Source organism: Corynebacterium sp. PCR 32 (genome assembly GCF_037464985.1).
In the GTDB taxonomy this organism is placed as follows: domain Bacteria; phylum Actinomycetota; class Actinomycetes; order Mycobacteriales; family Mycobacteriaceae; genus Corynebacterium; species Corynebacterium kroppenstedtii_D.
In genome coordinates this window covers 61,724-86,337 of sequence record NZ_JBAHVL010000001.1, presented here as the reverse complement: position 1 = coordinate 86,337, position 24,614 = coordinate 61,724, and the positions used below count along the sequence as shown (strand labels likewise).

20 protein-coding genes and 1 riboswitch are annotated in these 24,614 nt (G+C 58.9%); of the genes, 3 read left to right on the top strand and 17 right to left on the bottom strand.

The window, feature by feature from the left end; genetic code table 11:
- The 3 genes from V5S80_RS00300 to V5S80_RS00290 all read right to left on the bottom strand — a co-directional run bounded on the left by V5S80_RS00300 (position 1) and on the right by V5S80_RS00290 (position 2,622).
- Positions 1–1,197, bottom strand: a complete 1,197-nt coding sequence (locus tag V5S80_RS00300; RefSeq protein WP_395168773.1) for an ATP-binding cassette domain-containing protein — start codon at positions 1,195–1,197, stop codon at positions 1–3.
- A gap of 4 nt (positions 1,198–1,201) precedes the next feature.
- Positions 1,202–1,798, bottom strand: coding sequence for an energy-coupling factor transporter transmembrane protein EcfT (locus V5S80_RS00295; protein WP_395169388.1), 597 nt, complete (start codon positions 1,796–1,798; stop codon positions 1,202–1,204).
- Between the two features lie 92 nt (positions 1,799–1,890).
- The gene (locus V5S80_RS00290) at positions 1,891–2,622 is read right to left on the bottom strand and encodes an ECF transporter S component (RefSeq protein WP_395169387.1); all 732 of its coding nucleotides are present in this window, start codon (positions 2,620–2,622) and stop codon (positions 1,891–1,893) included.
- 511 nt (positions 2,623–3,133) lie between these two features.
- Positions 3,134–3,282, top strand: a riboswitch (cobalamin riboswitch).
- Positions 3,283–3,442: 160 nt separating this feature from the next.
- On the opposite strand from V5S80_RS00290, the gene metE reads away from it, so the two are divergent.
- On the top strand, positions 3,443–5,800 hold the full coding sequence (gene metE / locus V5S80_RS00285) for a 5-methyltetrahydropteroyltriglutamate--homocysteine S-methyltransferase (protein ID WP_395168772.1): 2,358 nt from the start codon (positions 3,443–3,445) through the stop codon (positions 5,798–5,800).
- Between the two features lie 13 nt (positions 5,801–5,813).
- Here metE and V5S80_RS00280 read toward each other — a convergent pair whose 3' ends face one another.
- Complete coding sequence (locus V5S80_RS00280) at positions 5,814–6,815, bottom strand: nucleoside hydrolase (RefSeq protein WP_395168771.1); 1,002 nt, start codon at positions 6,813–6,815, stop codon at positions 5,814–5,816.
- A gap of 57 nt (positions 6,816–6,872) precedes the next feature.
- Positions 6,873–8,174 carry an adenylosuccinate synthase gene (locus V5S80_RS00275; protein ID WP_395168770.1) on the bottom strand — a complete coding sequence of 434 codons (1,302 nt, stop codon included), beginning with the start codon at positions 8,172–8,174 and terminating at the stop codon, positions 6,873–6,875.
- 305 nt (positions 8,175–8,479) lie between these two features.
- Between V5S80_RS00275 and V5S80_RS00270 the strand changes: the two genes are divergently transcribed.
- Positions 8,480–9,370, top strand: coding sequence for a hypothetical protein (locus V5S80_RS00270; protein ID WP_395168769.1), 891 nt, complete (start codon positions 8,480–8,482; stop codon positions 9,368–9,370).
- A 60-nt stretch (positions 9,371–9,430) separates the two neighbouring features.
- Here V5S80_RS00270 and groL read toward each other — a convergent pair whose 3' ends face one another.
- From groL to V5S80_RS00225, 9 genes are all read right to left on the bottom strand, one after another.
- Positions 9,431–11,041 carry a chaperonin GroEL gene (groL, locus tag V5S80_RS00265; RefSeq protein ID WP_395168768.1) on the bottom strand — a complete coding sequence of 537 codons (1,611 nt, stop codon included), beginning with the start codon at positions 11,039–11,041 and terminating at the stop codon, positions 9,431–9,433.
- Positions 11,042–11,068: 27 nt separating this feature from the next.
- Entirely contained in the window at positions 11,069–11,368 is a 300-nt protein-coding gene (gene groES / locus V5S80_RS00260) for a co-chaperone GroES (RefSeq protein WP_395168767.1), read from the bottom strand.
- 712 nt (positions 11,369–12,080) lie between these two features.
- The gene (tsaD, locus tag V5S80_RS00255; protein WP_395168766.1) at positions 12,081–13,163 is read right to left on the bottom strand and encodes a tRNA (adenosine(37)-N6)-threonylcarbamoyltransferase complex transferase subunit TsaD; all 1,083 of its coding nucleotides are present in this window, start codon (positions 13,161–13,163) and stop codon (positions 12,081–12,083) included.
- Between the two features lie 49 nt (positions 13,164–13,212).
- Positions 13,213–13,743, bottom strand: coding sequence for a GNAT family N-acetyltransferase (locus V5S80_RS00250; protein ID WP_395169386.1), 531 nt, complete (start codon positions 13,741–13,743; stop codon positions 13,213–13,215).
- 32 nt (positions 13,744–13,775) lie between these two features.
- Complete coding sequence (gene tsaB / locus V5S80_RS00245; protein ID WP_395168765.1) at positions 13,776–14,711, bottom strand: tRNA (adenosine(37)-N6)-threonylcarbamoyltransferase complex dimerization subunit type 1 TsaB; 936 nt, start codon at positions 14,709–14,711, stop codon at positions 13,776–13,778.
- Positions 14,712–14,721: 10 nt separating this feature from the next.
- The gene (gene alr, locus V5S80_RS00240; protein ID WP_395168764.1) at positions 14,722–16,542 is read right to left on the bottom strand and encodes an alanine racemase; all 1,821 of its coding nucleotides are present in this window, start codon (positions 16,540–16,542) and stop codon (positions 14,722–14,724) included.
- Positions 16,543–16,622: 80 nt separating this feature from the next.
- Positions 16,623–18,485 carry a bifunctional ADP-dependent NAD(P)H-hydrate dehydratase/NAD(P)H-hydrate epimerase gene (locus tag V5S80_RS00235; protein ID WP_395168763.1) on the bottom strand — a complete coding sequence of 621 codons (1,863 nt, stop codon included), beginning with the start codon at positions 18,483–18,485 and terminating at the stop codon, positions 16,623–16,625.
- Between the two features lie 75 nt (positions 18,486–18,560).
- On the bottom strand, positions 18,561–20,426 hold the full coding sequence (gene glmS, locus V5S80_RS00230) for a glutamine--fructose-6-phosphate transaminase (isomerizing) (protein ID WP_395168762.1): 1,866 nt from the start codon (positions 20,424–20,426) through the stop codon (positions 18,561–18,563).
- 286 nt (positions 20,427–20,712) lie between these two features.
- Positions 20,713–21,543 carry an MFS transporter gene (locus V5S80_RS00225; protein ID WP_395168761.1) on the bottom strand — a complete coding sequence of 277 codons (831 nt, stop codon included), beginning with the start codon at positions 21,541–21,543 and terminating at the stop codon, positions 20,713–20,715.
- Positions 21,544–21,821: 278 nt separating this feature from the next.
- On the opposite strand from V5S80_RS00225, the gene V5S80_RS00220 reads away from it, so the two are divergent.
- Positions 21,822–22,685, top strand: coding sequence for an alpha/beta hydrolase (locus V5S80_RS00220; protein ID WP_395168760.1), 864 nt, complete (start codon positions 21,822–21,824; stop codon positions 22,683–22,685).
- 55 nt (positions 22,686–22,740) lie between these two features.
- Here V5S80_RS00220 and V5S80_RS00215 read toward each other — a convergent pair whose 3' ends face one another.
- Genes V5S80_RS00215 through V5S80_RS00205 form a run of 3 tightly spaced genes read right to left on the bottom strand, consistent with a single transcriptional unit; the run spans position 22,741 to position 24,589 of the window.
- Positions 22,741–23,067: a hypothetical protein gene (locus V5S80_RS00215; protein ID WP_395168759.1), complete on the bottom strand. Its 327-nt coding sequence runs from the start codon at positions 23,065–23,067 to the stop codon at positions 22,741–22,743.
- Positions 23,061–24,269: a hypothetical protein gene (locus V5S80_RS00210; RefSeq protein WP_395168758.1), complete on the bottom strand. Its 1,209-nt coding sequence runs from the start codon at positions 24,267–24,269 to the stop codon at positions 23,061–23,063. The genes V5S80_RS00215 and V5S80_RS00210 overlap by 7 nt, the downstream gene beginning before the upstream one ends.
- Positions 24,266–24,589 (bottom strand): hypothetical protein, encoded by a 324-nt coding sequence (locus tag V5S80_RS00205; RefSeq protein ID WP_395168757.1) that lies wholly within the window; start codon positions 24,587–24,589, stop codon positions 24,266–24,268. Before V5S80_RS00205 ends, V5S80_RS00210 begins: the two co-directional genes overlap by 4 nt.
- Positions 24,590–24,614 lie beyond the last annotated feature (25 nt).

Here is a 24,614-nt window from a genome sequence, read left to right as displayed (position 1 = left end):
TCACAGTACCAGCCGAAAGTCCGACAGGTCAGAATACGGTCCATTATGGCACGTCCACACCACCGACGTCGGCTCCCCCAACACCGTCCCGCCACGTGCACACAACAGGTCATGAACCTCCCCCGCAACGAAGCCACGCATAATCCGTTCCACTGCTCGATACCCATAAACATCCAGGCCAACCGTCGGCTCATCCAAGAACAAAAACTCCGGCCCACGCACCAATGCACACGCCAGCGACACTATCCGCCTCTCCGACGACGCCACATCCAACGGATGCACCTCCGCCACATCCTGCAGACCGCAATATTCCAACACCGCATCCGCATTCCGTAACGACGACCCCACAGCCACCTCATCACGCACCGTCCGCGCCAACAACGATGAATCCATCGCCGTGGGCACCCACCCATAAGGAAGAGACAACACATCCCTCGAGGTCGAACGCGACGCCGGCGTCGATGCTGTGGAACGGGACAACCACCCACCGGCACGCGGAATCAGATCTGCGAGAGCAAGGAGAAGCGTTGTCTTCCCCGCACCGTTCGGCCCCGCAAGATGCGTAATCCCCTGCGGAATCACTACCGATACTGGCCCCACCGTAACCGCGTCACGTTCCACTGTAAGACCATGAATTGTCAGCGCCGGGGCCGTTGCGGACGCCGCCGACGCTACGGACACCGGGTGCTCAGGAGCAGCGCGCACACCAGGGTTGATGTCCACACCCTCGGGATAGCGCGACTCCACCTCACACAGGTCAGCCAGCTCATTCCACGTCCGATCGAAAATCGTGACATCACCAGGGAAAGCGTCCACAACCTGCACCAGCGTCCGCACCGCCTCCTGATCACACCCATCCAGCGGGCAATCAAGCACCAGGCTCTCCGGATTCCGCAACAACGCAGACGCAATCGCCACCCGGCGTGTTTGACCCGTCGATAAGTGGGAAGGATCCCGCTGAAGAATCCCAGTCAACCCCCACTGCTGGGCAATCGCACCAATCCGCGCGCGCATCTGAGCAGGTGGAACACCCACCTGCTCCATCCCGAACGCAAGCTCCTGCTCCACCGTGGACCTCAACAGGGTGATATGCGCCGCCGCATCATTACCCACCCACGCCGCACCCGACTCATCAGCAAGGGCCCAAGCCTCCTCACTCAAACCCGAACCACTCGGACCGCACACAAATCGCTTCATGGCACTACCTCATAACACCCCACATACAAACAGCACACGTCACAATAACCATCCCCCACCGAACCACACGCTCCCACACACGATCCCGAACCGGATACAACACCGACCGCCGCCCGGGCACACCAATACCCGTGCGCGACAACGGCCGCGACCGCGCTGAAGCATCCACCACCAACCCCACAACCAACGGGACCACCAGCCTCCACCGGCGCGGAGTCACCCCCCGTGACCTCTGAACTTGCTGAATAATCCTCAACCGTGACGCCGCCAACGGCACCAACCGCGCCACCGACCCCACCACATACACCATCGGCGCCGGCAACCACGTCTGCAACGCACGCATCAACGCGTCCACATCAACCAATGAACCCACCATCACGCCACACCCCACCACCGCAGCGAAACGCAGACTCAACGCCCCAGCCGTACCCCAGGAACCAAAAAGGCCATACATCAGGGAAAACGACACACACGCCGGCGCAATCATCGCCACCGCGGTCACTAGCGCTGCTTTATTCCTCACGACAGCGGCCACCCCAACCGCCACTGCCAGACCAGCAGCAGACGCCCACGGCACATTCACTACCGTCACGCTCACCATCAAGCATGCGGCCATCACAAGTGGCGTATAAGGGTGGATGCTGAACTCCTCACAATCAGGGGGACTCAATTCACATAAGTGCTAGCAAAGGATCACAGAGTCGACGACGAAAACGACCGCACTGTCCGCAACGGCAACGCTGCGATAATCGTCGATACCAGGGTAAATACAATAACCTTATCGATCGGATCTGAGGTTAACGACTGTAGATATACCGCCATCATCGGACTCGCCCCGAGCCCCCGGTAGGCCGTCACCACCAGCCCCGTCCCAGTCCCAGCCGTGCCACCAAAAATGAACGACGCCACCGGCGCCGCCATCAACGCAGACAGCACACCAATAACACCACCCGCTATCGGCGGAACCCATCGCTTCGCCCACGGTACCAGCCCCGCAAGCAAGCCAATCAGTGCGTAGTCAGCGGCGAACGGCACCACCGTCGGATTAAACGTTCCCCACATGAGAGCGGAGAGGACACCCGTCACCATTCCCGCCTGCGGCCCCGCAAGGGCGGCAATTAACACCGTGCCGATGGAATCACAATACAGTGGCACCGGCAACGGCATCGTCCCCATGACCTGACCAACGACAATATTGACCACCAACGCTGCAGGCAGCAGCGCCAGAGTTCGCGGCGGAAGCGTGGGAGTGATCCCGAGGAGCGCGATGAGGGCGCTGACCCCAAACCCCACTAGCGCAATCACCGACCCCTTACCATCGGCAAGCGATTCCCACGAATCCGCTGGCTGGACCAGAACCAATGTCAACCACGTGCCGGCCATCATGAGAACTGCAAGGACTGTGCACACATTCGCGGTGGACATCACCCGGTGTCTCAGGGAGCGCGGCGGCGTCCATGCGAGGTGATTCGTCGACTCCGACCGGGAGGCGACATCAACAGGATCAGGGAGGTCGTTGGTGCTCATAGGTTCTCCGTATACCCGGGTACGTTCTCGGATTCTTGACAACAGGGCCACGATGTACCGCCACTGAACCACCCCCGTCCACTGCCGCGTACTAGTCGCAGAAACCACACGAGAACAACCCACACCCGCCACAAAAAAAGGGGGGAGTTTCACGCAGGCTCAACGCGCCGGGATATACACGTGGGGCTCGTCGCACGTCTCAGTACGACCCTGCTGTTACACCGCTCTATGTCACCTCGAGCTGTCAATACTCTAGCTCATGACACCGCAGATTCCACCCCCATAATTGTCGATGTCTCCCTATTTGCCCGAGTGAGCCGCATCACCGCTTACGATACATAGTGCGATAAGTTCTTGTGCTTCACGGAACACCCAATGCGTGGTGACACCCCTGTGTCCACCGCGGCACGATCACATGGATCATGTCGGTGCCCACACCACGCATAGCAGAAGGATGAGGGAATCCGGTGAGAATCCGGGACTGTCCCGCATCGGTAATGTGAGAAACCCATTCAGACAGCGATCGTCGGTATACCTCCTCACCCTGGAGGGCCTGGCGGCGTCGGCACGGTTCCACCTCTGGCAGCCACACCCTACGGCTGCGTGAGGGTTAGCATGACACCGTGTGACGCTGGTGGGATGCTCACGAGTCCGAGTCCCTAACTTATCGCCGCGGAGCCCGCCGGGCCCGTGTGTCCACCACTGACGAGGATCAGGAATGACATTCACCACCATCGGCGTACCACGTATCGGCCCCCGCCGCGAACTCAAACGCGCTTGCGAAACATACTGGAAATCAGGGCCTGCCGCGTCCGACGACGCCACAAACCTAGCGCAAACCGCGTGGGACCTCACAACGACGTACACACAACAACTGGCCAACGCCGGCATGGAATCCGTTCCGACGATGGGGCGTAGTTACTACGACGCAGTTCTCGACATGAGCGCCTACCTGGGTGTTCTCCCCGCACGATTCGCATCGATTCCCGACCACGCCCCCGCGGCGACCATCGACAAACGCCTCCCCCGGGACATCGACCGCCGCTTTGCTACCGCCCGCGGAACAGCGGATCTGGCGCCATCGGCCATGACCAAATGGTTCGACACGAACTACCACTACATTGTCCCTGAACTGGCCGCGGATACCCACTTTTCTCTCACTGTCGACGACTACATCGACGACATAACGGAGCTACGACATATCGCGAACGTGCGCCCGGTGTTGGTGGGGCCATTCACGTATCTCTGGCTGGCCGACCAGGCGTCACGTGACGATCTGTCCGGCCTGTGGCAGCCCCTTATCGACGCGTATGTGGAGCTTCTCGGGCGCCTCGGCACAACGGGTGTGGAATGGGTGCAGTTCGACGAGCCACAGCTCACGTGTGACGTCGACCCTGCCACCATTGACCGTGTTCATGCGGCCTATGAGCAGCTGGCCGCAGCTGCTGAGAAAGCCCATGTCAAACTCCTCACTGCGGCGTACTTTGGGCCCGGCGAGCACGCCCTCGCAGCGTTGAGTGGAACTGGTGTCAGCGGCATCGCCGTTGATCTCCTGCCTAGCCAGCAGATCACCTCCGAGGTTGATGCGCAGTCCGAAGCGGGTATCCCGTCGTGGGTCGATGCGTGGACAGGAGAGGAAACACTCGTCGCTGGGGTTGTCAACGGGCGCAATGTGTGGCGCACCAACCTGGACCAGGCACTGCGCATACTTCAGGACCTTAGCGACCGCGGCCCGGTTGTCGCGTCGTCATCATGCTCACTCCTTCACGTCCCGTATCGCCTGGGCCGCAACGCGGATGGCACCGATGCCGGCGATAGCAGCACCGAACCTGGCCTGCTCTCACACGTGCGTGACCGCCTCGCATTTGGTGAGGAAAAGGTGCAGGAACTTGCTGTCCTCCATCGCACATGTGAGGGCATCAGCACCGCCGAGGACAAGGATTACATTGCAGCCTCACAGAAGGCTCTGACAGGTGGCCTTCCCACCAACGACGCGGTTCAGCAACGATTGCGCACCATTACCGATGCCGACCGTCACCGCGTCCCCTTCGCGGAGCGCACGGGCCCCGCGCTGCCCGTCCTCCCGATGACGACGATCGGTTCGTTCCCGCAGACAGCGGCTATCCGGCGTGCGCGTAAGGATAAGCGCGAGGGCACCATCACCGCCGATGAGTACGTCGCACGGATGGAAGAGGAAGTGCGGGCGACCATCAGGGCACAGGAAGATCTTGGCCTGGATGTGCTTGTTCATGGCGAGCCTGAGCGCAACGATATGGTGCAGTACTTCTCTGAACAGTTGGAGGGCTACTGTTCGACCGCGAATGGTTGGGTGCAGTCGTACGGCTCACGCTGTGTGCGACCACCGATCGTGGTCGGTGATGTTTCCCGGCCTACCCCGTTGACGACAAAGTGGTACTCCGTCGCCCAGGCTGCGACTGATAAGCCGGTGAAGGGAATGTTGACGGGGCCGGTCACGATGCTTGCGTGGTCGTTTGTCCGTGAGGACCAGCCGATGTCTGTCACCGCAGACCAGGTTGCACTGGCGCTGCGTGACGAGATCGATGACCTCATTGACGCTGGCGCGCGCTTCATCCAGGTCGATGAGCCCGCCATCCGTGAACTCCTTCCCCTTCGGGGGAACGATCAGCGTGCGTATACGACGTGGGCAACACAGGCTTTCCGCCTGGCAACGAGTAGTGCTGGCCCAAATGTCCACATTCATACGCATATGTGCTATTCACAGTTCAATGAGCTGATCGACACGATTAGTGATTTGGATGCCGATGCCACGACCATTGAATCCGCCCGCAACGGTATGAAGGTGTTGAAGGCTCTCCGTGACGCCGGTTTTTCCCTGGGTATTGGGCCTGGTGTGTGGGATATTCACTCGCCGCGTGTGCCGTCGGTGGAGGAGATCACGGCCCTTATTCGCGACGCTATTGATGCTGTGGGAACGAAGGGATTGTGGGTTAACCCGGATTGTGGTCTGAAAACTCGGGCGTGGGAGGAGACGACTGCGTCGTTGACGAACATGGTGGAGGCCACCCGGCGTGTCCGTGCCGAGCTGGGGGCGTAACGCGGTAACGCTCTTATAGGAGTGCTACCGCACGGCGCATTTCCGCTCTCACCTGGTTAGGATCGACGGAATTCAGTACGTGGATGGTTGCGCGAGTGCTGTCGGGGGGTAGCACTGTATCCGCGGGGAGGGGAGACACGGGCACTACCGCCCCGCGGTCACCGGGGACCGTCGCCACAGTGGTGTCCAGCGTGGTGTACGGAACTGCGTCAAGCGCAACCATGATGGCAAGAAGGTCGTGGACCTGGGCAAGATACCCGATCCCTTCCTTGTCGTGGAATTCAAAGTAGAAGCGCAGGGCGTCTCTGACCACTGCTTTGAGCTGTCCACCCATGCCCCACTGCCCAATGTCCGCTGGGGTTACGGTGATTGTTTCCGTCACACCCAAGTGGCACAGTGTGGTGTCCCACGCGTGGCGCTGGATATTCTCCAGGACCATCGCGACTGCGTCCGGGTCAACCCAGAAGTTCCATTCTGCCGTCGGTGTCGTATTACCTGGGTAGTTGATGGCACCGCCCATGACCGTGAGCGACTCGTACCGGGACACGAGCCCCGGGTTCATCGCCGCGGAGGTCAATGGGCCTGTCACCACCAGGTCGGCCGGGCCATCCTCCAATGCAGCCTCCCACACCTCAGTGGTAGTGGACACACGCCGCGCAGTCACCGGCGATGGTGCTTGCTCGGCCGTCCTGCCCTGCTGCGGCGCCATGACCTCGTCCCGTATGGCGTCTGGCGGGCAGGCATACCCGAGTCCGCAGGGGCCATGTGTCTCCGGGGTCGTCGTCAGGGGGAGGCGAACCGGTGCCGCGGGGCCCACGCCGACGGGGATGTCTGGGCATCCACACAGGTCAAGTACCCAGCGGGTGTTCACTGCAGCGTTCTCGGCCGTGGTGTTGCCCGCGGTGGTCGTGATGCCCGCTACGTCGATGTCGCCGGCACGGTGTCGCGCGGCGAGGTATATCACCGCGAGCATGTCGTCGATACCAGTATCAACATCCGCCACTAGCCGTCGCATAGACAATCCTCACGTTCCATAGGGGCATCGCACAGCCGCCGGACAACCGCGGCTCTATTAGTTCTCAGGTTTCAGTACATCGTTAATGACAATGGTTTCGTCACGTCCAGGGCCCACACCGATATAGGAAATACGGCACCCGGAGAGTTCTTCAAGCCGCTCCAGGTAGTCTTGCGCCTTGCGCGGCAGATCAGAGACCGACCGTGCCTGACTGATGTCCTCATCCCAGGCGGGCATTGTCTCGTAAATCGGCGTGGCATGGTGGAAGTCCGACTGCGTCAGCGGCATCTCATCATGGCGCACGCCGTCCACGTCGTAGCCCACGCAGATCGGGATCTCCCCAATACCGCCAAGGACATCCAACTTCGTGATGAATAGGTCGGTGAACCCGTTCACCCGTGCCGCATACCTGGCCACCACGGAGTCGTACCAGCCGCACCGCCTCGGCCGCCCCGTGTTGACGCCGAACTCGTGCCCAGTATCGCGCAGGTAGGTGCCCCACGTGTCAAAGAGTTCCGTGGGGAACGGCCCTGCTCCTACACGTGTTGTATACGCCTTAGAAATGCCGAGAACAGAGGTCACCCTTGTCGGCCCAATACCTGAGCCCGTTGACGCGCCACCGGCCGTTGGGTTCGAACTGGTCACAAACGGATAGGTGCCATGATCGACGTCAAGCATTGTCGCCTGCCCCCCTTCCATGAGGACAGATTTCCCCTCATCAAGGCCCTGGTTCAGCACGGTTGCCGCGTCGATGAGCATCGGTTTCACCCGGTCTGCATATGACATGAAGTAGTCAAAAACCTCGTCCGGGTCAATCGCCTTCCGGTTGTAGATCTTGACCAGCACCTGGTTCTTGAACGCCAGCGCAGCCTCAATTTTCTGACGAAGGATCGACGGGTCAAGAACATCTTGAGCGCGAATCCCGACACGAGCAACTTTGTCCGAATATGTCGGCCCAATCCCACGACCCGTCGTGCCAATCGCTCGCTTACCCAGGAAGCGTTCACCCACACGGTCGAGAGTCTGGTGGTATGGCGCAACCAGGTGCGCATTCGAGGAAATACGTAACCGCGATGCATCCGCACCACGCGCGTGAAGGCCATCGATCTCGGCGAACAGAGCTTCCAAGTTAATGACGACGCCATTGCCCAACACCGGTGTCGCGTTCGGCGACAACACCCCCGCGGGAAGCAGCTTCAGCTCGTACTTCTCACCACCCACAACCACTGTGTGACCAGCATTGTTACCGCCGTTGGGTTTGACGACGTAGTCGACCTCGCCGCCCAAAATGTCGGTTGCTTTACCTTTGCCTTCATCGCCCCACTGAGCACCCACGACAACGATCGCAGCAGCAGTCACGAAAAACTCCCACGGTCCCCTGGAGAACCGGCGGGCCGGGACCACAAGCCTCACGCCGGAGTGCCAATCGGGGCACAAACCACGTCAAGTCTAACGGTTCACTACGGATTCGCGTACAGAAGGCGGTACATCGGGTACTGCATTGTGCGCCAGTAGCCGGGTGGGCACGGGACGACGCTACGATGAGGCGTGACTTCATTCCCGCTGGCCGGCAGGTATCCTAGTGGTGCTATCTGCGCTCATGGGCGTATCTATGCCGCCGCGCTAACCCCCACAGGTGTCCATCGTCGAAGGATCAGCCGCCCATGTTCATTCACATTATCCGTTGTGGTGATGCTTCACTCCCCCGTGATCTTCCGCTTCCGGTGCATGATACTCCCTCGCGCCCTGGCCGCCGGGAGCTTCGTGTCATTGATGACCTCGCGGCGCACTATCTTCCCTATGATCCGACGCCACGTCTTGACGAGATCGCCGCGCAGCCCGACGTTGCGCATCTTGGCGCTCCTGCTGCTGATCCGCGGAGGCCGGTGGAGACGGTGCGCCTCGTGGTTGTCGGCACGGATGCGGATCTCGATGCGGTGGCTACCCGCCTCATGCGTATCGATGCAACGTGGATTGAGCTGGCATATATCCCGACTCAGCGTGAGCACTCACCTATTGCGACGAGTTGGGGAATCGAGGACAAACCCTGGTCGATTGCATTATCTGGTGCAGTGAATCCTGTTCCTCTTATTCGTGATGATTCCGGCCTTGCCACCCTCGGTGTGGCGGAGATCTGCATGATTGACGGTTCCCCATTTGTCGGTGAGATCATTATCGACGACGCCACCATCGCCGCCCCCCGTGGTGCGGTTTTCTTTGGCGCCCGGATAGCGGCGGCGGTGACTGCGCCGGGGGTCGCGGCGGTCGCGATGACCGGGCCGTCTGTGTTGTTGGAGGGTGATGCCTCCGCGGTGTCACTTTCTCACGCGGGAAAGAAAGGTGAGGACACGAAAAACCGCCCCGGGTTCGTGGGGCGGTTGTTTCACCGCGGTCCGGTGGCGGGTGCCTGTGATGGCACTGTTCACTCGGGGCGGGCGGTTCAAGCGGGTGGGGATTCATTCATCGTGTATCGCGATGGTGTTCCCCATCCACGTCAGCTCACACGGGTCACGTTTTATCGACATCTCCGTGACCTGCAAGCTGTGCGGCCGTGACCTGCATGATGTAACGGATGAGGCCACGGCGCTACTGTGTGTGGCGGACATCATCACTGTTTAGTGATGGTGGCCTTCAGCCTCGGGTTTCTCTTCCTTCGGCTTCTCCACAACGGCAGTCTCGGTGGTGAGAACCATCCGGGCCACAGAGGTTGCATTGTCCACAGCAGAGTGGGTGACCTTCACCGGGTCGATGATGCCTTGCTCGATCAGGTTGCCGTACTCCAAGGTGTCGGCATTGAAGCCCTCACCGTTCGGGAGATCCTTCACACGGCTCACCACAACGGCACCGTCGAGGCCAGCGTTCTGGGCAATCCAGAAAGCAGGCTTGGTCAGGGCGTCAGCCATGGCTTTCACGCCGACCTTTTCATCGCCGTCGAACTGCTCGGCGAATTCTTCTAGGTCGCGGGAAATCTGGACCAGGACAGAGCCGCCACCAGCGATGACACCTTCTTGTGCGGCAGCGCGGGCAGAGTTGATAGCGTCTTCGATGCGGAGCTTACGCTCGGACACCTCAGCCTCAGTTGCTCCACCGGCTTTGACGACGGCAACGCCACCGGAAATTTTGGCCAGGCGTTCTTCCAGCTTCTCACGATCCCACGTTGAATCCGTGGTGTCGATCTGGCGGCGGAGAAGGTCGCGGCGGGCCTGAAGGTCGTCCTTTGATCCGGCACCGTCGACGATGATGGTTTCATCCTTCGTCACGGTGACACGGCGAGCGGAACCGAAGTGTGACTCGTCAGCCTCGTTCAGGCTGAGGCCCACTTCTTTATCAATAACGGTCGCGCCGGTGACAACAGCGAGGTCATCCATGAAAGCTTTGCGACGGTCGCCGAAGTACGGGGACTTCACAGCGCACACGTTCAGGCTCTTGCGGATCGAGTTGACAACCAGCATGGACAGCGGTTCGCCTTCAACATCTTCGGCAACGATGAGCACCTGCTTGCCGGAATTCGCAATCTTCTCCAGGACCGGAAGGAAGTCCGGCAGGGATGAGATCTTGTCGCGAACGAGCAGGATCAGGGCGTCGTTGAGGATTGCGTCCCCGGTCTCCGTGTCGGTCACGAAGTACGGCGACAAGTAGCCTTTGTCGAAGGACACGCCCTCCGTGACGGCAAGTTCATCGTTGAGCGACTGTGACTCTTCGACAGAGACGATGCCATCGTTGCCAACCTTCTCCATGGCCGAGGCGACCATTGCGCCGATGTCACTGTCGCGAGACGAGACGGTGCCTACGTTGGCGATCTCATCAGTGCTGGATACATCAGTGGCGCGGGCGCGAAGAAGCTCGATGACTTTCTCCGACGCTGCTTTAATACCGACGTTCAGTGCCAGCGGGTTAGCACCGGCCGCAACATTGCGGAGCCCAGCGTGGACGAGAGCCTGCGCCAGGAGTGTTGCGGTGGTGGTGCCATCGCCAGCGATATCGTTAGTTTTGACGGCAACGGACTTCACCAGCTGGGCGCCAAGGTTCTCGAATGGATCCTCAACGTCAATATCGCGGGCGATGGTCACACCGTCGTTGGTGACGAGGGGGCTACCAAAAGCCTTGTCAAGCACCACATTGCGGCCACGGGGGCCGAGGGTGACTTTGACGGCGTTAGCCAGCGTGTCAACGCCAGCTTGCAGGCCACGGCGGGCGTCCTCGTCGAATGCAATAAGCTTCGACATACTGTGCCTCTACCTCTCCTGAATGACTTACTTTTCGACGACAGCGAGAATGTCACGCTGTGAGAGGATCAAGTAGTCCTCACCGGCGTACTTGATTTCAGTTCCGCCGTATTTGGAGAAGATGACAACATCGCCTTCAGCAACGTCCATCGGCACGCGCTTGCCAGTGTCATCAGTGCGGCCAGGGCCGACAGCGACGACGGTAGCTTCCTGCGGCTTCTCTTTAGCGGTATCCGGGATAACCAGGCCGGATGCGGTGGTGGTCTCAGCTTCGACGATCTGGACGAGGAGTTTATCCTCAAGAGGCTTGATGTTGACCTTAGCCACGATTACGTCCTCCAGTGCATGGAAAGTGATGGAAAAATAGTGCTCTTGACAGGTTTTCCCACAGCCGTCGTCGCGGGTGAACAACTGTGATTCACAACCTAACTGGCACTCTACCCTTGTGAGTGCCAGCTCTCAACCATGGGGAGTGCTAAAAACGTGGAGGGCAGTCGTTTCCTCCTAGGTAGCTCGCATTTCATGGAGGCTACATTCCACTGCACCCATCTCGGATAAGACTCGACGCAACACACTCCCGGGTGCACGGTAGAAACGCACCCCTCGTAGGCAATCATTGATGCAGCACGCTACACCACAACTATCATTGTGACTTCTGCGAACGGGAGATAAAAAAGATGTACCCAAAAAGGTAAACAGAGAAAGCAGCAGCAGCGGCGGACGCAAGAATCCACACCATATCTCCACCGGTGACCCACCCTGTCAGGCCAGCAAATATGGATACAGCAAGTTGAGAGACCAGAGCGGTAACATACAGAACCTTACGATGTAGGTCACTCGTCGCCTGACCAATTCCACTTGTGATAAATTTCCAAAAACTCACTGCGTCACACCCTTCTCCTCAGACCTATAACAACTAATCGCACAGCTTATTAAAGTCTACGAACTGACCGCCACTGGTTTTAAGAATGGCGCATACTGCACACCCCACTCCGGATTCCACGACCCCAGCGCATGGCATACGAGCGCAGCAGCCCACTCACACCACCGGGATCGCAACATCCAGACCAGGATTCGTCGCCGCACCTAACCCAGACGGTTCGACACCACGCGCAATGGAGTACGCAGCAGCCGTTGCAATCATCAGACCATTATCCGTGCACAACCTCGGTGAGGGCACACACAGGTGCACACCGGCGCTCTGACAGCGCGCCGCTGCCAGTGACCGTAAACCTGAATTCGCAGCAACACCCCCACCAAGGAGCAACGTCCTCGCCCCTGTATCAGAACACGCCAGCAACGCTTTCTTCGTCAACACATCCACAACAGCAGCCTGGAAGGACGCACACACATCCGGCAGTGAGACCGTTGTGTTCCCTCGCTCCGCGGCCTCAATATACCGGGCAACAGAGGTCTTCAACCCAGAAAACGAGAAGTCGTAGCGGTGCGCACCACGCAAATCCTGCGGGCGCATGACACCACGCGGGAAACGAATCGCTGTCGGATCACCCCCCGCCGCAAGCCGATCAATCACCGGCCCACCCGGGTACCCGAGCCCAAGAAGCCTGGAAACCTTGTCATAGGCTTCGCCCGCAGCGTCATCGAGAGTAGAGCCCAACTCTTCCATCGGGCGCCCGAGACCATTGACTGCCAGAATCTGGGTATGCCCACCCGACACCAACAGTGCGATCGCGTGGTCTAAGTCCACATCAGAATCAACCAACGCGCCCACCGCAACATGCCCAGCCAAATGATTCATCCCGTAGAACGGCACACCCCACGCTGCCGCATACGCCTTCGCCGCCGACGACCCCACCAACAGAGCACCCGCCAAACCAGGCCCCACCGTAGCTGCCACATAATCCGGAGTGTCAACACCAGGGCGAACAGCTTTCATATCAGCCAGCGCGGCACGCATCACGGGGCCCATCGCCTCCAAGTGCGCACGAGAAGCCACCTCCGGAACAACACCACCAAAGCGAGCATGCTGTTCCATGGAACTAGCAACACGATTCGCCACCACCGTCACCGTGGGCTCAGCCCCATCACGCGTGACAACTTCCACGATGCCAACCGCGGTTTCATCACACGAACTCTCTACACCCATCACGATTTCGCGCATGATGACAAGAGTAGACACCCACCGGGAATCCCTAAAACCGGCGTTGCGTCTACCGAGCCTGGGCGTCGCGCTTCATCACGTACGCATCCGCCCCCGACGGTTGATAGTAGTTTGTCCGCGTCCCCAACACAGTAAACCCAGTGGATTCATATAAACCGATAGCGGGCGCATTGTCCGTACGAACTTCAAGGAAAACGGGCCCATGCTCGCGGTCCGCGGCATACAGGATGGTCTCGAGGAGCACCCTCCCCAAGCCATGCCCACGCCAGGTAGCGTCAAGGCCGATAGTGCGCACCTCAAATTCGGGATCCTCAGCAGGCCCCAACACCCCCAACCCCGCATAGCCCACAAGAATATGAGTATCGCGGATCGCCTCATCCGGGGAATCTACCGACCCCACCGCCATACACCGGGCTTCATGAACACCACCGGAGACCACCAGACCGACATAAACCGACCGCGGGTCATTCAGCTCAGCAACGAAACCCTCATACGGCCAGGGAGAATCCTCCGGAAACAACCGAGCCTCCAATTCCGCACAGGCCGCAGCAGCTGAGACATCCAACTGCACAAGCGCCATACCATCAGGGAGAACTGGCCGCGGCTCCTCACTCATGGTGACATCTTCTCCTCAACGATAGGCATCCCGCGCGTGACCTGCCGAGCCTGGGTGACCGCCTCCTCCCCAATCGCAGGGCTAATTGGTCGTGGCGCCGGCGGCACCGCATCCGGGCGTCGTAAATAAAGAGGTGTAAGCGGAAGAAGGTCGGACATCGGTGGGAACAGGTCCCTGCCGTGTGTGTCGGGAAGCGGAGCGCCCATTGCTTGGTGTGATGCCACATTCGTTGGCCGGTCGCACGCAGCCCGCACAAGGTTCACAATGTCAGGCTCGGCCTCAACCATCTGTTCCGCACTCATCGTCTCCTCCCCACGCGACAAACTAGATACGAGCGAATCTGCCACGGACTCACAGACAACCCCACAGCATGGCACCTGCCCTGGGACAATGACATCAGCAGGCCGCGTCACCTCAGGGTCAGTGATACGGACAGGCCGGCCACCAACAACGCGATAGGTCGCCCAGTACACCTCTCGACGCCGAGCATCCGTCGCGACAATAATGGAATCCCCCTCACACGCCACATGGTGATGCCCCACCGCGAGCCCACCATGCTTCCCCATGCACGACTCACACTCATCCCCCAAGCCAGAAGCCCCAGCGACAACGTTCCACGCAAGCCCATCCAGGGAACACACCCCGATGACCGGAATACCCAGTGCGTCACCAAACGCTGCAGCCGTCGCCATACCTACCCGCAATCCCGTGAACGGGCCAGGCCCTACACCACCAACAACGGCGTCAATATCGCTCGGGCGAACCCCCGCATCCTCACAGCACTCCATGATGAACGGCGTCAACACCTCGTTGTGCGCACGCGCATCACGCACACGACGACACGACCGCGCGCTCACCTCATTGCGCGACCTCACGTCGACAAGCCCCGCCGTGACATACGGGGTAGCAGTATCAATAACCAGCACAAGCATGATGGACAGACTACCGCCGCACCCACATCCACGAAATGTCTCGGGGCTCATCGGTATCACTATCGTCCCCCACCACGCTGCCGCTCACACCGTCGACACTATCGGTATGCAGGTCACCATCACCGGTGGCACGGTCAAGGCGGATCAGCAGATAATCCTGCTCCAGTGCGTCAGCCATATCCGCAGCCCACTCCGCAACAACAATGCTATCGGGAATATGACTATCTAAATCCAGTGAATCTAATGCACCAATCGGATCAGTATTCTCATCCCCCAAGAGACGGTACGCATCCACATGGATCAGCGGTACCCGCCCCGGATGCTCACGAGCGATAGTAAACGTCGGCGACGTCACCCGCCCCGACACCCCCAAACCACGGGCAATACCCTGCGTAAACGTCGTCTTCCCCGCACCCAGCGGGCCATCCAACACGACAACATCACCCGGACGCAGCGCATGTGCAATCGACTCCGCCAACGTCTGCGTCGCCTCCGCAGTCCGCACACGGACACACCCGTCGACAAGGCCACGCCCCACATACCGGCGAGCCACACGCATGTGCGGGCTCGTCAACACCTCGTAATGAATCGTCCCCAGAGCCGCCGCCAACTCCGTTGCCGTCGGCATGGACGCAGGCTCACCATCAACCCCCAGGCAATCACCAGGAGGGCCAAAAATTACGGCCTCATCACCCTGGTTCACCGCCGCAGCCTGCGCCGACCCCGCCGGCCCCAACGCCACCACAATCTGGTCCATACACACGCGTCCAACCTGCCGATAACGACGCCCATTGATCGCGACCTCCATACGACCCGACAACGCCCGCGGCAACCCATCCGCATATCCGACCGGAATCACACCCGTCACCGTGTCAACCTCAGCCGTCCACGTCCCACCGTAACTCACCGATTCACCAGCCTTGACCAGCCGTTTAGCGACAATAGGTGCCGACAGAGTCATCGCCGGGCGCAGCTGGGACGACAACGACGCACCAGCCACAGGACCATCCAACGGATCCATGCCATACAACGCCACACCTGGGCGCACCATCTGATAAAACATGTCCGGCCTACTCAACGACGCCGGTGAATTACACATGTGGTTCACACGCGCCGGAACCCCCGCCGCGCGAAGCTCACGCAGCGCCCTGTCAAACTCGTCCTTCTGCCGATCATTCGACGGATGATCAATCACATCCGCACTGGCCAAATGAGTAAACGCCCCAGTAACATCAATCAACCCACTGTGGCAGGCAGCACTCAACTCCCCACGCATCTCATCCCATTGATCAGGGGAAATACCCGAACGGCTCAACCCCGAATCCACCATCACCGTCACCCGCGGCGGAACATACTCCCACTCCTCGAGACACTGCTTCCTCTCCGTCGCAACATCAACAACAGACCGCAGATGAGCACGCGTCGGAACCCCCAGATCAACACCATAATCCACGGCCGTGGCCGTGGATACACGATCATCCGCATTCCATATCCACGCCAAAATCGGCGCCGAAATCCCACCCCGACGAAGCTCGACCGCTTCAGCGATCGTCGCAACACCCACCTGCGCGACCCCATTGGCCACAAATACCCGAGCAGCTTCCACCGCCCCATGGTTATACCCATCCGCCTTCACCACAGCCATCACATCCGCCGGATGATCAGGACTCGCCGCCCGCACAGCCCGAACCACCACCTGAACATTATGCGCCAACGCGTCACGATCCACAGTCATAGTCAGCAAACCAGGAAGAACCGCAGCACCACCACCCGAGGAATCACGATCAGCAACGACTGCGGGAACAGAGGGAAAAGAAGTGTCGACGGGCATAGGAAACATTGTGCCACCCACCGAGAAAATCCCCACTCCCGAACCTCACACCACCACACACACGTGAGACCACATACGAGCTACCACTGGAGGCGCGCGCGTGCCTGAGGGATTGCCTCAGCAATCCGAGCCGCCGACGTCGGCGCGTACCCATACATTGTTTCAGCAGCACTATCAGCCGCGGCCGCATGAATAACCACAGACCGAACCACAGTATCCATCACATCTAACAAGGAGAGATCAGCCCCACCACGACCAGCACACTCCGCAACCAACGCCCCCACCAGGCCAGAGAAAACATCCCCCGAACCTGGCGTCGCCGCCCACGAACACCCAGCATCAACAACCCTCACCGCCACCGGACTCGACTCCCCCGGCGCCGCCACCACCGACGAACGCCCCTTCACCATCACCACGCAGTGCAACGCTCGCGCCACAGCAGACACCGCCGGGCACCGTGAATACCCCACGCCACCTCCATCACCACCGTCAAAGACCGCCGAAAGCGCATCCCGATCCTCCGCAGACAACCCCACCGACGGCTCCGCCAGAACCGCCCGCACCAAACGTCGAAACTCACCCGCATGAGGTGTCAACACCACCGACCCTGCATACTCCCTCACCGCACGAATCAACGGATAACCCCCAGCACCACCATCGACCCCACCACGCTGACACAACGCGGTCACACCATCAGCATCAATGACCACGGGACAACACTCCGTCCCCGCCAACACAGCGCGAACATCATCACCACTCCTATCAACACCCCCACCCGGCCCAACAACCCACGCCTGAACACGACCCGATGACGCAATATCATCCGCTGCCACAATCTCAGGATTCGCCGCCACCACCGCGCCACGGCACTCACCAGCGAACCGCACCATGGCACTCGTCGCACGAACAGCAGCCGTCGTGCACAACACCGCCGCACCGGGATACTCCGCCGACCCAGCGCGAACACCAACAACCCCACCGGTGTACTTATCATCATGTGCGCCCGGCTCCAACGGCACCGCCGGCCACGTGGGGCGCACCATCCCAGAAGCCACAGTAGACCGTCCACACGATGACACGTGCACGCCCGGCACCTGTGACAACGCCACCATCCCCTCGGGCACCGCAACCCCACGAACACTCGGCGGAGCCACCGCCCTCACACCATAATCAACAGGAAGCCCCCTCGCTTCCCGCGCCGCCACCTGACGACTACACGCATCACGCAACCCACAATCGGCCTGGAGAACCACACCACAATCAGAATTCAGCGCGTGAGCACGCCGAAACGCCCCAAACGTCACCGTCGCCGCCGCCACCACATGCGGAGTATGCGCAACCCCCGTATCCGCATCAATCCCCGACGGAACATCCACCGCAACCACAGGGACCCCCGCGCGCAATGCCCCCTCCATCCACGCAGCTGGTTCATCACGAAGCGGCCCGCTCCCACCAATACCTGTCGCCCCATCGATGACAACAAGTGACGAAAACTGAGCACGATAGGAGGCAAGATTGTCGGGAGTCGGACCGGACTCCCCCGCATCCCCGCCCCGGAGAACAACCCCACCAGACGCGTCAAACACACGGAAAGCACGCTCATGCACGGACGACCCCACGCACACGGCCACCGCGTGCCATCCACGCTGAACCAGCACTGCACCAGCGTAGAGAGCATCTCCCCCATTACCGCCGCTACCAGCAACAATGATTACCGCCGGGTGCGTCACCGCCAATGATCCACCGTTCCCCACGGGCGAACCATCGGCACCGGGCGCCTCCTGTGTACGCGCCCCCGTTCCCGGCACCTCCACCACCCATTGGGCGGTCTCCGCGACCGCCATGGCAGCTTTTTGCATCGTTTCGTCGGGAAACGAATCCGACGCCATCACCCCCTCCTCCACAGTGCGAATCACGTCAATGGGGAGAAGGGGGTGAAACATCAGATGCTCCTCACACGGTGGGTGAACACGGGCTCAACGCCGTCCACCGTACTCTGCACCGCATGCTGACGAGCACTATTCGACAGTCACCGACTTGGCCAAGTTACGTGGCTTATCGATATCTTCATTCCCACACTCGCGAGCGATCTGCGCCGCCAAGAACTGCAGGGGAATTGTCGACAACAGTGGCTGCAACAATGTGGATGTCTGAGGAATCTCAATCAAATAATTCGCGAACGGCTTGACAGCATCATCGCCTTCCTCGGCAATAACGATGGTCTTCGCGCCCCGCGCCCGAATTTCCTGAATATTAGAGACGATTTTGGAATGCAATACTGCACGGCTACGTGGACTCGGAACAACCACGGTAACAGGAAGATCATCCTCAATCAGCGCAATCGGGCCATGCTTGAGCTCACCGGCAGGGAAACCCTCCGCGTGAATGTAGGCCAGCTCCTTAAGCTTCAAGGCACCTTCCATGGACACGGGGAAACCGACATGCCGCCCCAAGAACAGCATCGTACGAATTGCGCCCATCTGACGGGCAATACCCGTTATGTGTTCCTCCTGCGCCAGCACACGCTCAATTTTCTCGGGGATCTGTTCCAGCTCCTGATAGATCGCCGTCACTTCATCCGGATACTTCGTTCCTCGTGCCTGAGCCAACGCCAAACCAACAATGTAGTTCGCCGCAATCTGCGCGAGGAACGCCTTTGTCGAGGCCACACCAATCTCAGGCCCAGCATGGGTATAGAGCACTGCATCCGCCTCACGCGGAATCTGCGCACCATTCGTGTTGCACACGGCGAGAACACGCGCGTTCTGCATCTTCGCGTGACGAACAGCTTCCAATGTATCTGCGGTTTCACCCGACTGGGACACCGCAACGACTAACGTTCGCGAATCCAACACCGGATCTCGGTAACGGAATTCGCTGGCAACCTCGATCTCTACCGGGATGCGAACCCAATGCTCAATGGCATATTTCGCCAACAAACCCGAGTGATACGCTGAGCCACACGCGACGACGAAGACCTTTTGAACCTCACGCAACTCATCCTCAGATAAGCGCTGTTCATCTAGAACTATCCGCCCATTGTGAAAATGTCCGGCAAGGGTATCACGTATAGCCGCAGGCTGTTCGTTAATCTCTTTCTCCATGAAAGAGTCATAACCGCCCTTTTCAGCTGCGGCAAGATCCCAATCAATGGTAAATGGCTTACCCTCTTGGGGGTTTCCATAAAAATCGGTGATCAAATACCCATCTTTAGTGATGGCTACCGCCGTATCCTGACCAATTTCCACAGCCTCATTGGTGTGCTCAATAAACGCGGCAACGTCGGAGCCCAGAAATGTTTCATCCTGACCAATACCAACAATTAACGGCGACGACCGACGCGCAGCAATAATGCGATCTGGACAATCAGCATGCATAAACAGCAAACTGAAGGCACCTTCTAGCCGACGTAGCACCGCTAATACAGAGGCGTCGAAATTCCCCTTATGCTGCCCCTGGTTATAATCCACAGCGACCAGGTGAGCAACGACTTCCGAATCAGTTTCGGACGTCAATTCAATCCCGGCATTCTCGACGTCCTCCCGCAGAGCGGCGAAGTTCTCGATAATGCCATTGTGAACAATCACAACCTTGCCGTCATACGACACGTGCGGATGAGCATTCACGTCATTCGGCCGACCATGCGTGGCCCACCGGGTATGTCCGATGCCCGTGGTGCCCGTGAGATGATCCGCACCACTATGGTCGATAGTATCCCGCAGATTATCGAGCTTCCCCGCTTTTTTCTCAATATTTATTGCACCCTGGCCATCAAGAACGGCGATTCCAGCGGAGTCATACCCCCGATATTCCATCCGCCCCAACGCTGATAAGGCGACACCGAGGGCCTGTTTATGGCCAACATACCCGACAATTCCACACATGGGCACGATAATACTAATTTTTACCAACACCAGACGAACCAGGACCTGGCGACGACCAATCCTGGCACGTCACCCAAGGCTATGCGCCCGACCTCAATCATGTGAGTATCACGAGGACCGTCGCACAATCACTCACGATGCTGCGGTGCCGCCGATCCCCGCCCACCCCGTGAGGACACACGTTCCTGCTGCCAACGTGCATATCAGCTGGGTTTGACGATGGCCCACAACACGGCCCGGCGTGCAGTGACGTGCCCGCCAGCGCACGGCGGGTTATCCAGCCTGGTTATACACCCCTGATTCTTGAGAACATCACGGCGGATAAGAAGCAGGCACCAGCGGCAATTGACCAGACAGCAATCCACCCTACGTGTGGCAGCAATAGTGGTATCACCAGCGGGGTCATGAACCCCATGGCAAAAACAGCAGTATTTTCAAGCCCCAGTGCAGTCGCTGCTTTATCAGGAACCACTGAGGCGATTTCTGTGTACGCAACCCCATGCCATGCATTAGCTGCCGTACCAGCTATGACGACTAGCGCAATCACCAACCAAGACAGATGGGTGAATGAGCAGAGCGCGAGAGCCGCTAAGGATACCGAGCTAAAAAAGCTCAGCGCCCGCAAGGTCGGTACGCGGGCACACATACGGTCGGTCAGGTGCCCCATTACTATTCGGACGGTTCCCCCTACAACTTGCACTACGACCAGTGCAGACGACGCGATCATCAACGGTGTGTGAAAAACGTCGATGAGAAACACCGCTGCGAACGACAAAATTGCAAATTGGGGAACCGTGAGAAACATGCTTGCTATCGCCACTGTCCACACCATTTTGTTGTGAAGTGGCCCTTGGTGTGAGCGTTGATTATCGGAACGTCCTGTGCCCCGGGGCATGATACTGGTGTCAGGTTCTTCAACCCAGAGAAAACAGGCTAGCGACACCATCATTGTGAGAAGGCCGAGCAATAGGAACGAGGTCTTCATGGATGTCTCTGCACCAATTGAGGGTGCAACATATAAGGATTGAGGGGTGTGAATGGGGTAATGGAGAGGTATTGTCCTGCGAGGTACGGTTGGCACGGTGGTCAGAGAAGGTTGAATGCGCGTCCTCACCATCGTGACGTCATCGAAACCACCAGGTCAGATGTACCCACCCACATGAGTATGCCTGGCTCATAATGGCGTGTGGTACTGGCAGCAAGTGCTTTCCCCCCATTCGTCAACCACGTTTCTGTGCCTATTTTCCTGCGTTGGTTCTCTCATCAGCATTGGCACGGTGGGTTGGGGTTGTCGCTCATGGAGGAACGGTCGTTGTGTTCTGTCTGTCGCGTTTTTTGGTCATTGATGTGGTGTCATCTCGACGCTGAGCCCAATTGTCGGTTAGTGTTTTTCTTGTGGCTGACAAACTTTCATCGCTCATCGCTCATCTTGATAAACGTGGCCCTCACCGGGTTTTAGTGGGAGACCTTGATTATGTTGGTATTCCCGGCAAGGTGTACCTTCCCGCTGATGGGGACAATGTGCCCGGGGTTGTCTTCGGTCACGATTGGATGACGAATATTTCTGCTTATCATGGCACTCTTCGTCACTTGGCGAGTTGGGGGATCGCCGTTGCGGCACCAGATTCGGAGACTGGTTTGCGGCCGAATGCCGGTGCTTTTGCTCACGATCTACGGGCTTGTTTGTCCATTATTTCTGGTGTTCAGATGGGGCAAGGTTCTATCACTGTTCATCCTGAGAAGCTCGTTCTTGCCGGTCATGGTTTTGGCGCGAGTGCTGCTGTTCTTGCGGCAGCTGATGCGGGTGGTTCCCAAGGGGTGACGGGTGTTGCTGCTGTTTTTCCGCGTGGGACGTCTCCCCGTGCCTCTGGTGCGGCGACGAGTATCGATGTTCCGGGGTTAGTTTTGGCTCCTGGGAAAGATTCGCTTCTTGTTGGCGATGAAGCTCTTCGTATCGCTGCGCAGTGGCGAGGCAGTTCCTATTATCGGGAGTTCGTAGACGCGGCGCAGTCGGTGTTGTCGGAGAACGTGGTGAAAAATTTGATGTTGGGGCTAGGTTCGGCCGGGTTTTCTCAGCGTGCTGTTCTTCGGGGACTGTTGGTTGCGTTTGTCCGTGCTACGGCTGAGAGCGATAAGAAGTATCGGGGCGTTTTATCTGATGAGGAGCTCACGGGCACTGAGTTCCGGGATCGGGACGATATCGTCAATGATCTGCCCGAGAATGCAGATGTGATGGACCGCCTTCGTGAGGCGTTGTAGTGCGCGAGGGTGCTGCGGTGTTGTCACACCGCAGCGTGGAAGTGCTCGTGTGCTGTTAGCTGCGTATTGAGCGGATGCCGCCGCCGCGCGGTGGCCGTGCAGTAGGTTTTGTGCGCTCGTAGGTGCTGTAGTTTGTTGGTTGCTCAGTGGTATCGCCGCCGGACTGTTTGTCGTCTGCTCGGTGATGTCCGCTGTGGTCAGGGTTGGTTCGTTGTTTTGTGCCTGCTTCTTTCGATGATGCCTGCTGGATGATTTCTTCTAGTTGCTTGACGCGTTCGCCATATTGGCGGTGAAATTCGGCCAGGTTTCGGTCCATTTCTGCCCGGTGGGCATCAACGATGGATTGATAGATAGCCTGGTAGTTCTCTGTTTTGCTCACCATGTCCCCGCTTTCTCCAAGGTAATCCCTGATGACGATGTGGTGTCGTCGGTAGGTGTATCCGGTGTGACACCACCTGGTTGTTTGGTCTCGTCGGAGGGCGCCAGAGGCGCCTCCAATGGTTGTTGCACTGCAGTGAACACCCTGTTCACCGCGGTGTTCTCTGGGTTCACCGGTACTGCCGCCTCACGTGGTGATGCGCCATTCCATTCTGGTGCTCCGTGCGTGCTTTCCACGGTGAGGCCACTCGCCATCTGAGTACATGTCGCGCCTGATGACGGTGCACCTGGGGATGTTCCCGCGGGTGTCTCGGCAGCGGGGGGGATTGCTTCTGTGGTAGTTGTACACGTCATTGGTGCGGACGTGGCTGGTGAACATGTGGTCGGAGGCGCAGCGGGCGCTGTCGGTACCACAGGCGAACATGCCGCAGGTGGCGTGGAAGGCGCAGGCGACTCACACGTGGCCGGAGGTTCCGGCGGTGTGCACGGCGTCACTAACGGCTCCTGCCGTGGTGGCACAGTCCCCTGCTGCGATGGCAATGTATCGCCACACCGTGACGGTGGCTGAACCACATACTCCCGGCAGGCATCGACGTGGCTATGACAGTGGCCCGATAATGTGGAAAATACGTCACCAAGAGCACGATCACGGTCTTTTAACTGTTGCAACAGCAGCATGCCTGTTGCATTCGCCACCGTGATCAAAGTTTGCATCGCAATCTTTTTCGCGGGTCCTGGCAGTGGAATGATCAGCGGCATACTAGTCGTGACAAGTGTCGTGAAAACATCCACGACATCCTCCATTGCGGAGTCCGTCAGCTCCATCACCTTTTGTAATGCATCGGCACACGCCTCACTCGACTCCGCCGTCTTTGAGTGACCATCGACAAGTGAACCCAGCCATTCCCCGAGTTTCTCTGCCCCTACGCTGATAAGCCCCTCACCGACCGCGGTAAAAATATCATGAACGATTCCACTACGGTGTCGCACCTCGGTGAAATGTGGAACCCGTTGTCGCAAAGTCGCCGCACTCTCCCGAAGCGGCTCCCATTCCATTCCAGAGGCACGCATAACGTCCATCTTGACCTGGTTTCCAGACACCTCTGGGTGGTATATCACGCCCGACAAGGCAGCGCCCAACATCAAGGCGTGACTTGCAGCAGAATATTTCGCCGCACTGTTGATCTGCTGAGTTAGCGTACTCATCGCACCACCGTTTCTACCGACGAGCCCACACCAGAGAGCGCCGCAGTACTGACGTTATCGGTCTCCACAATGGCGGCCACAACCTCACCAGCAGCTGTCCCCTGGGAAGCAGCAACGTAACAGGCCCGGCGAGACAACTCCTGAAGACCATCGAGTGCCTTAGAAATCGCCAACCCCTCCTGCACCCATGAATAACCAGTGTGTACGGGTGTAAACGCTACTGACGAATCCGCAATCGCCGCCTCGGCTTCTGCTCCTTGTTTGGCATACATCGACGAACACTCATCTGCCTCAGAGACAGAGACGACAAGTTCCCCCATGAGACCCCCTTGAAATTATTCAGCC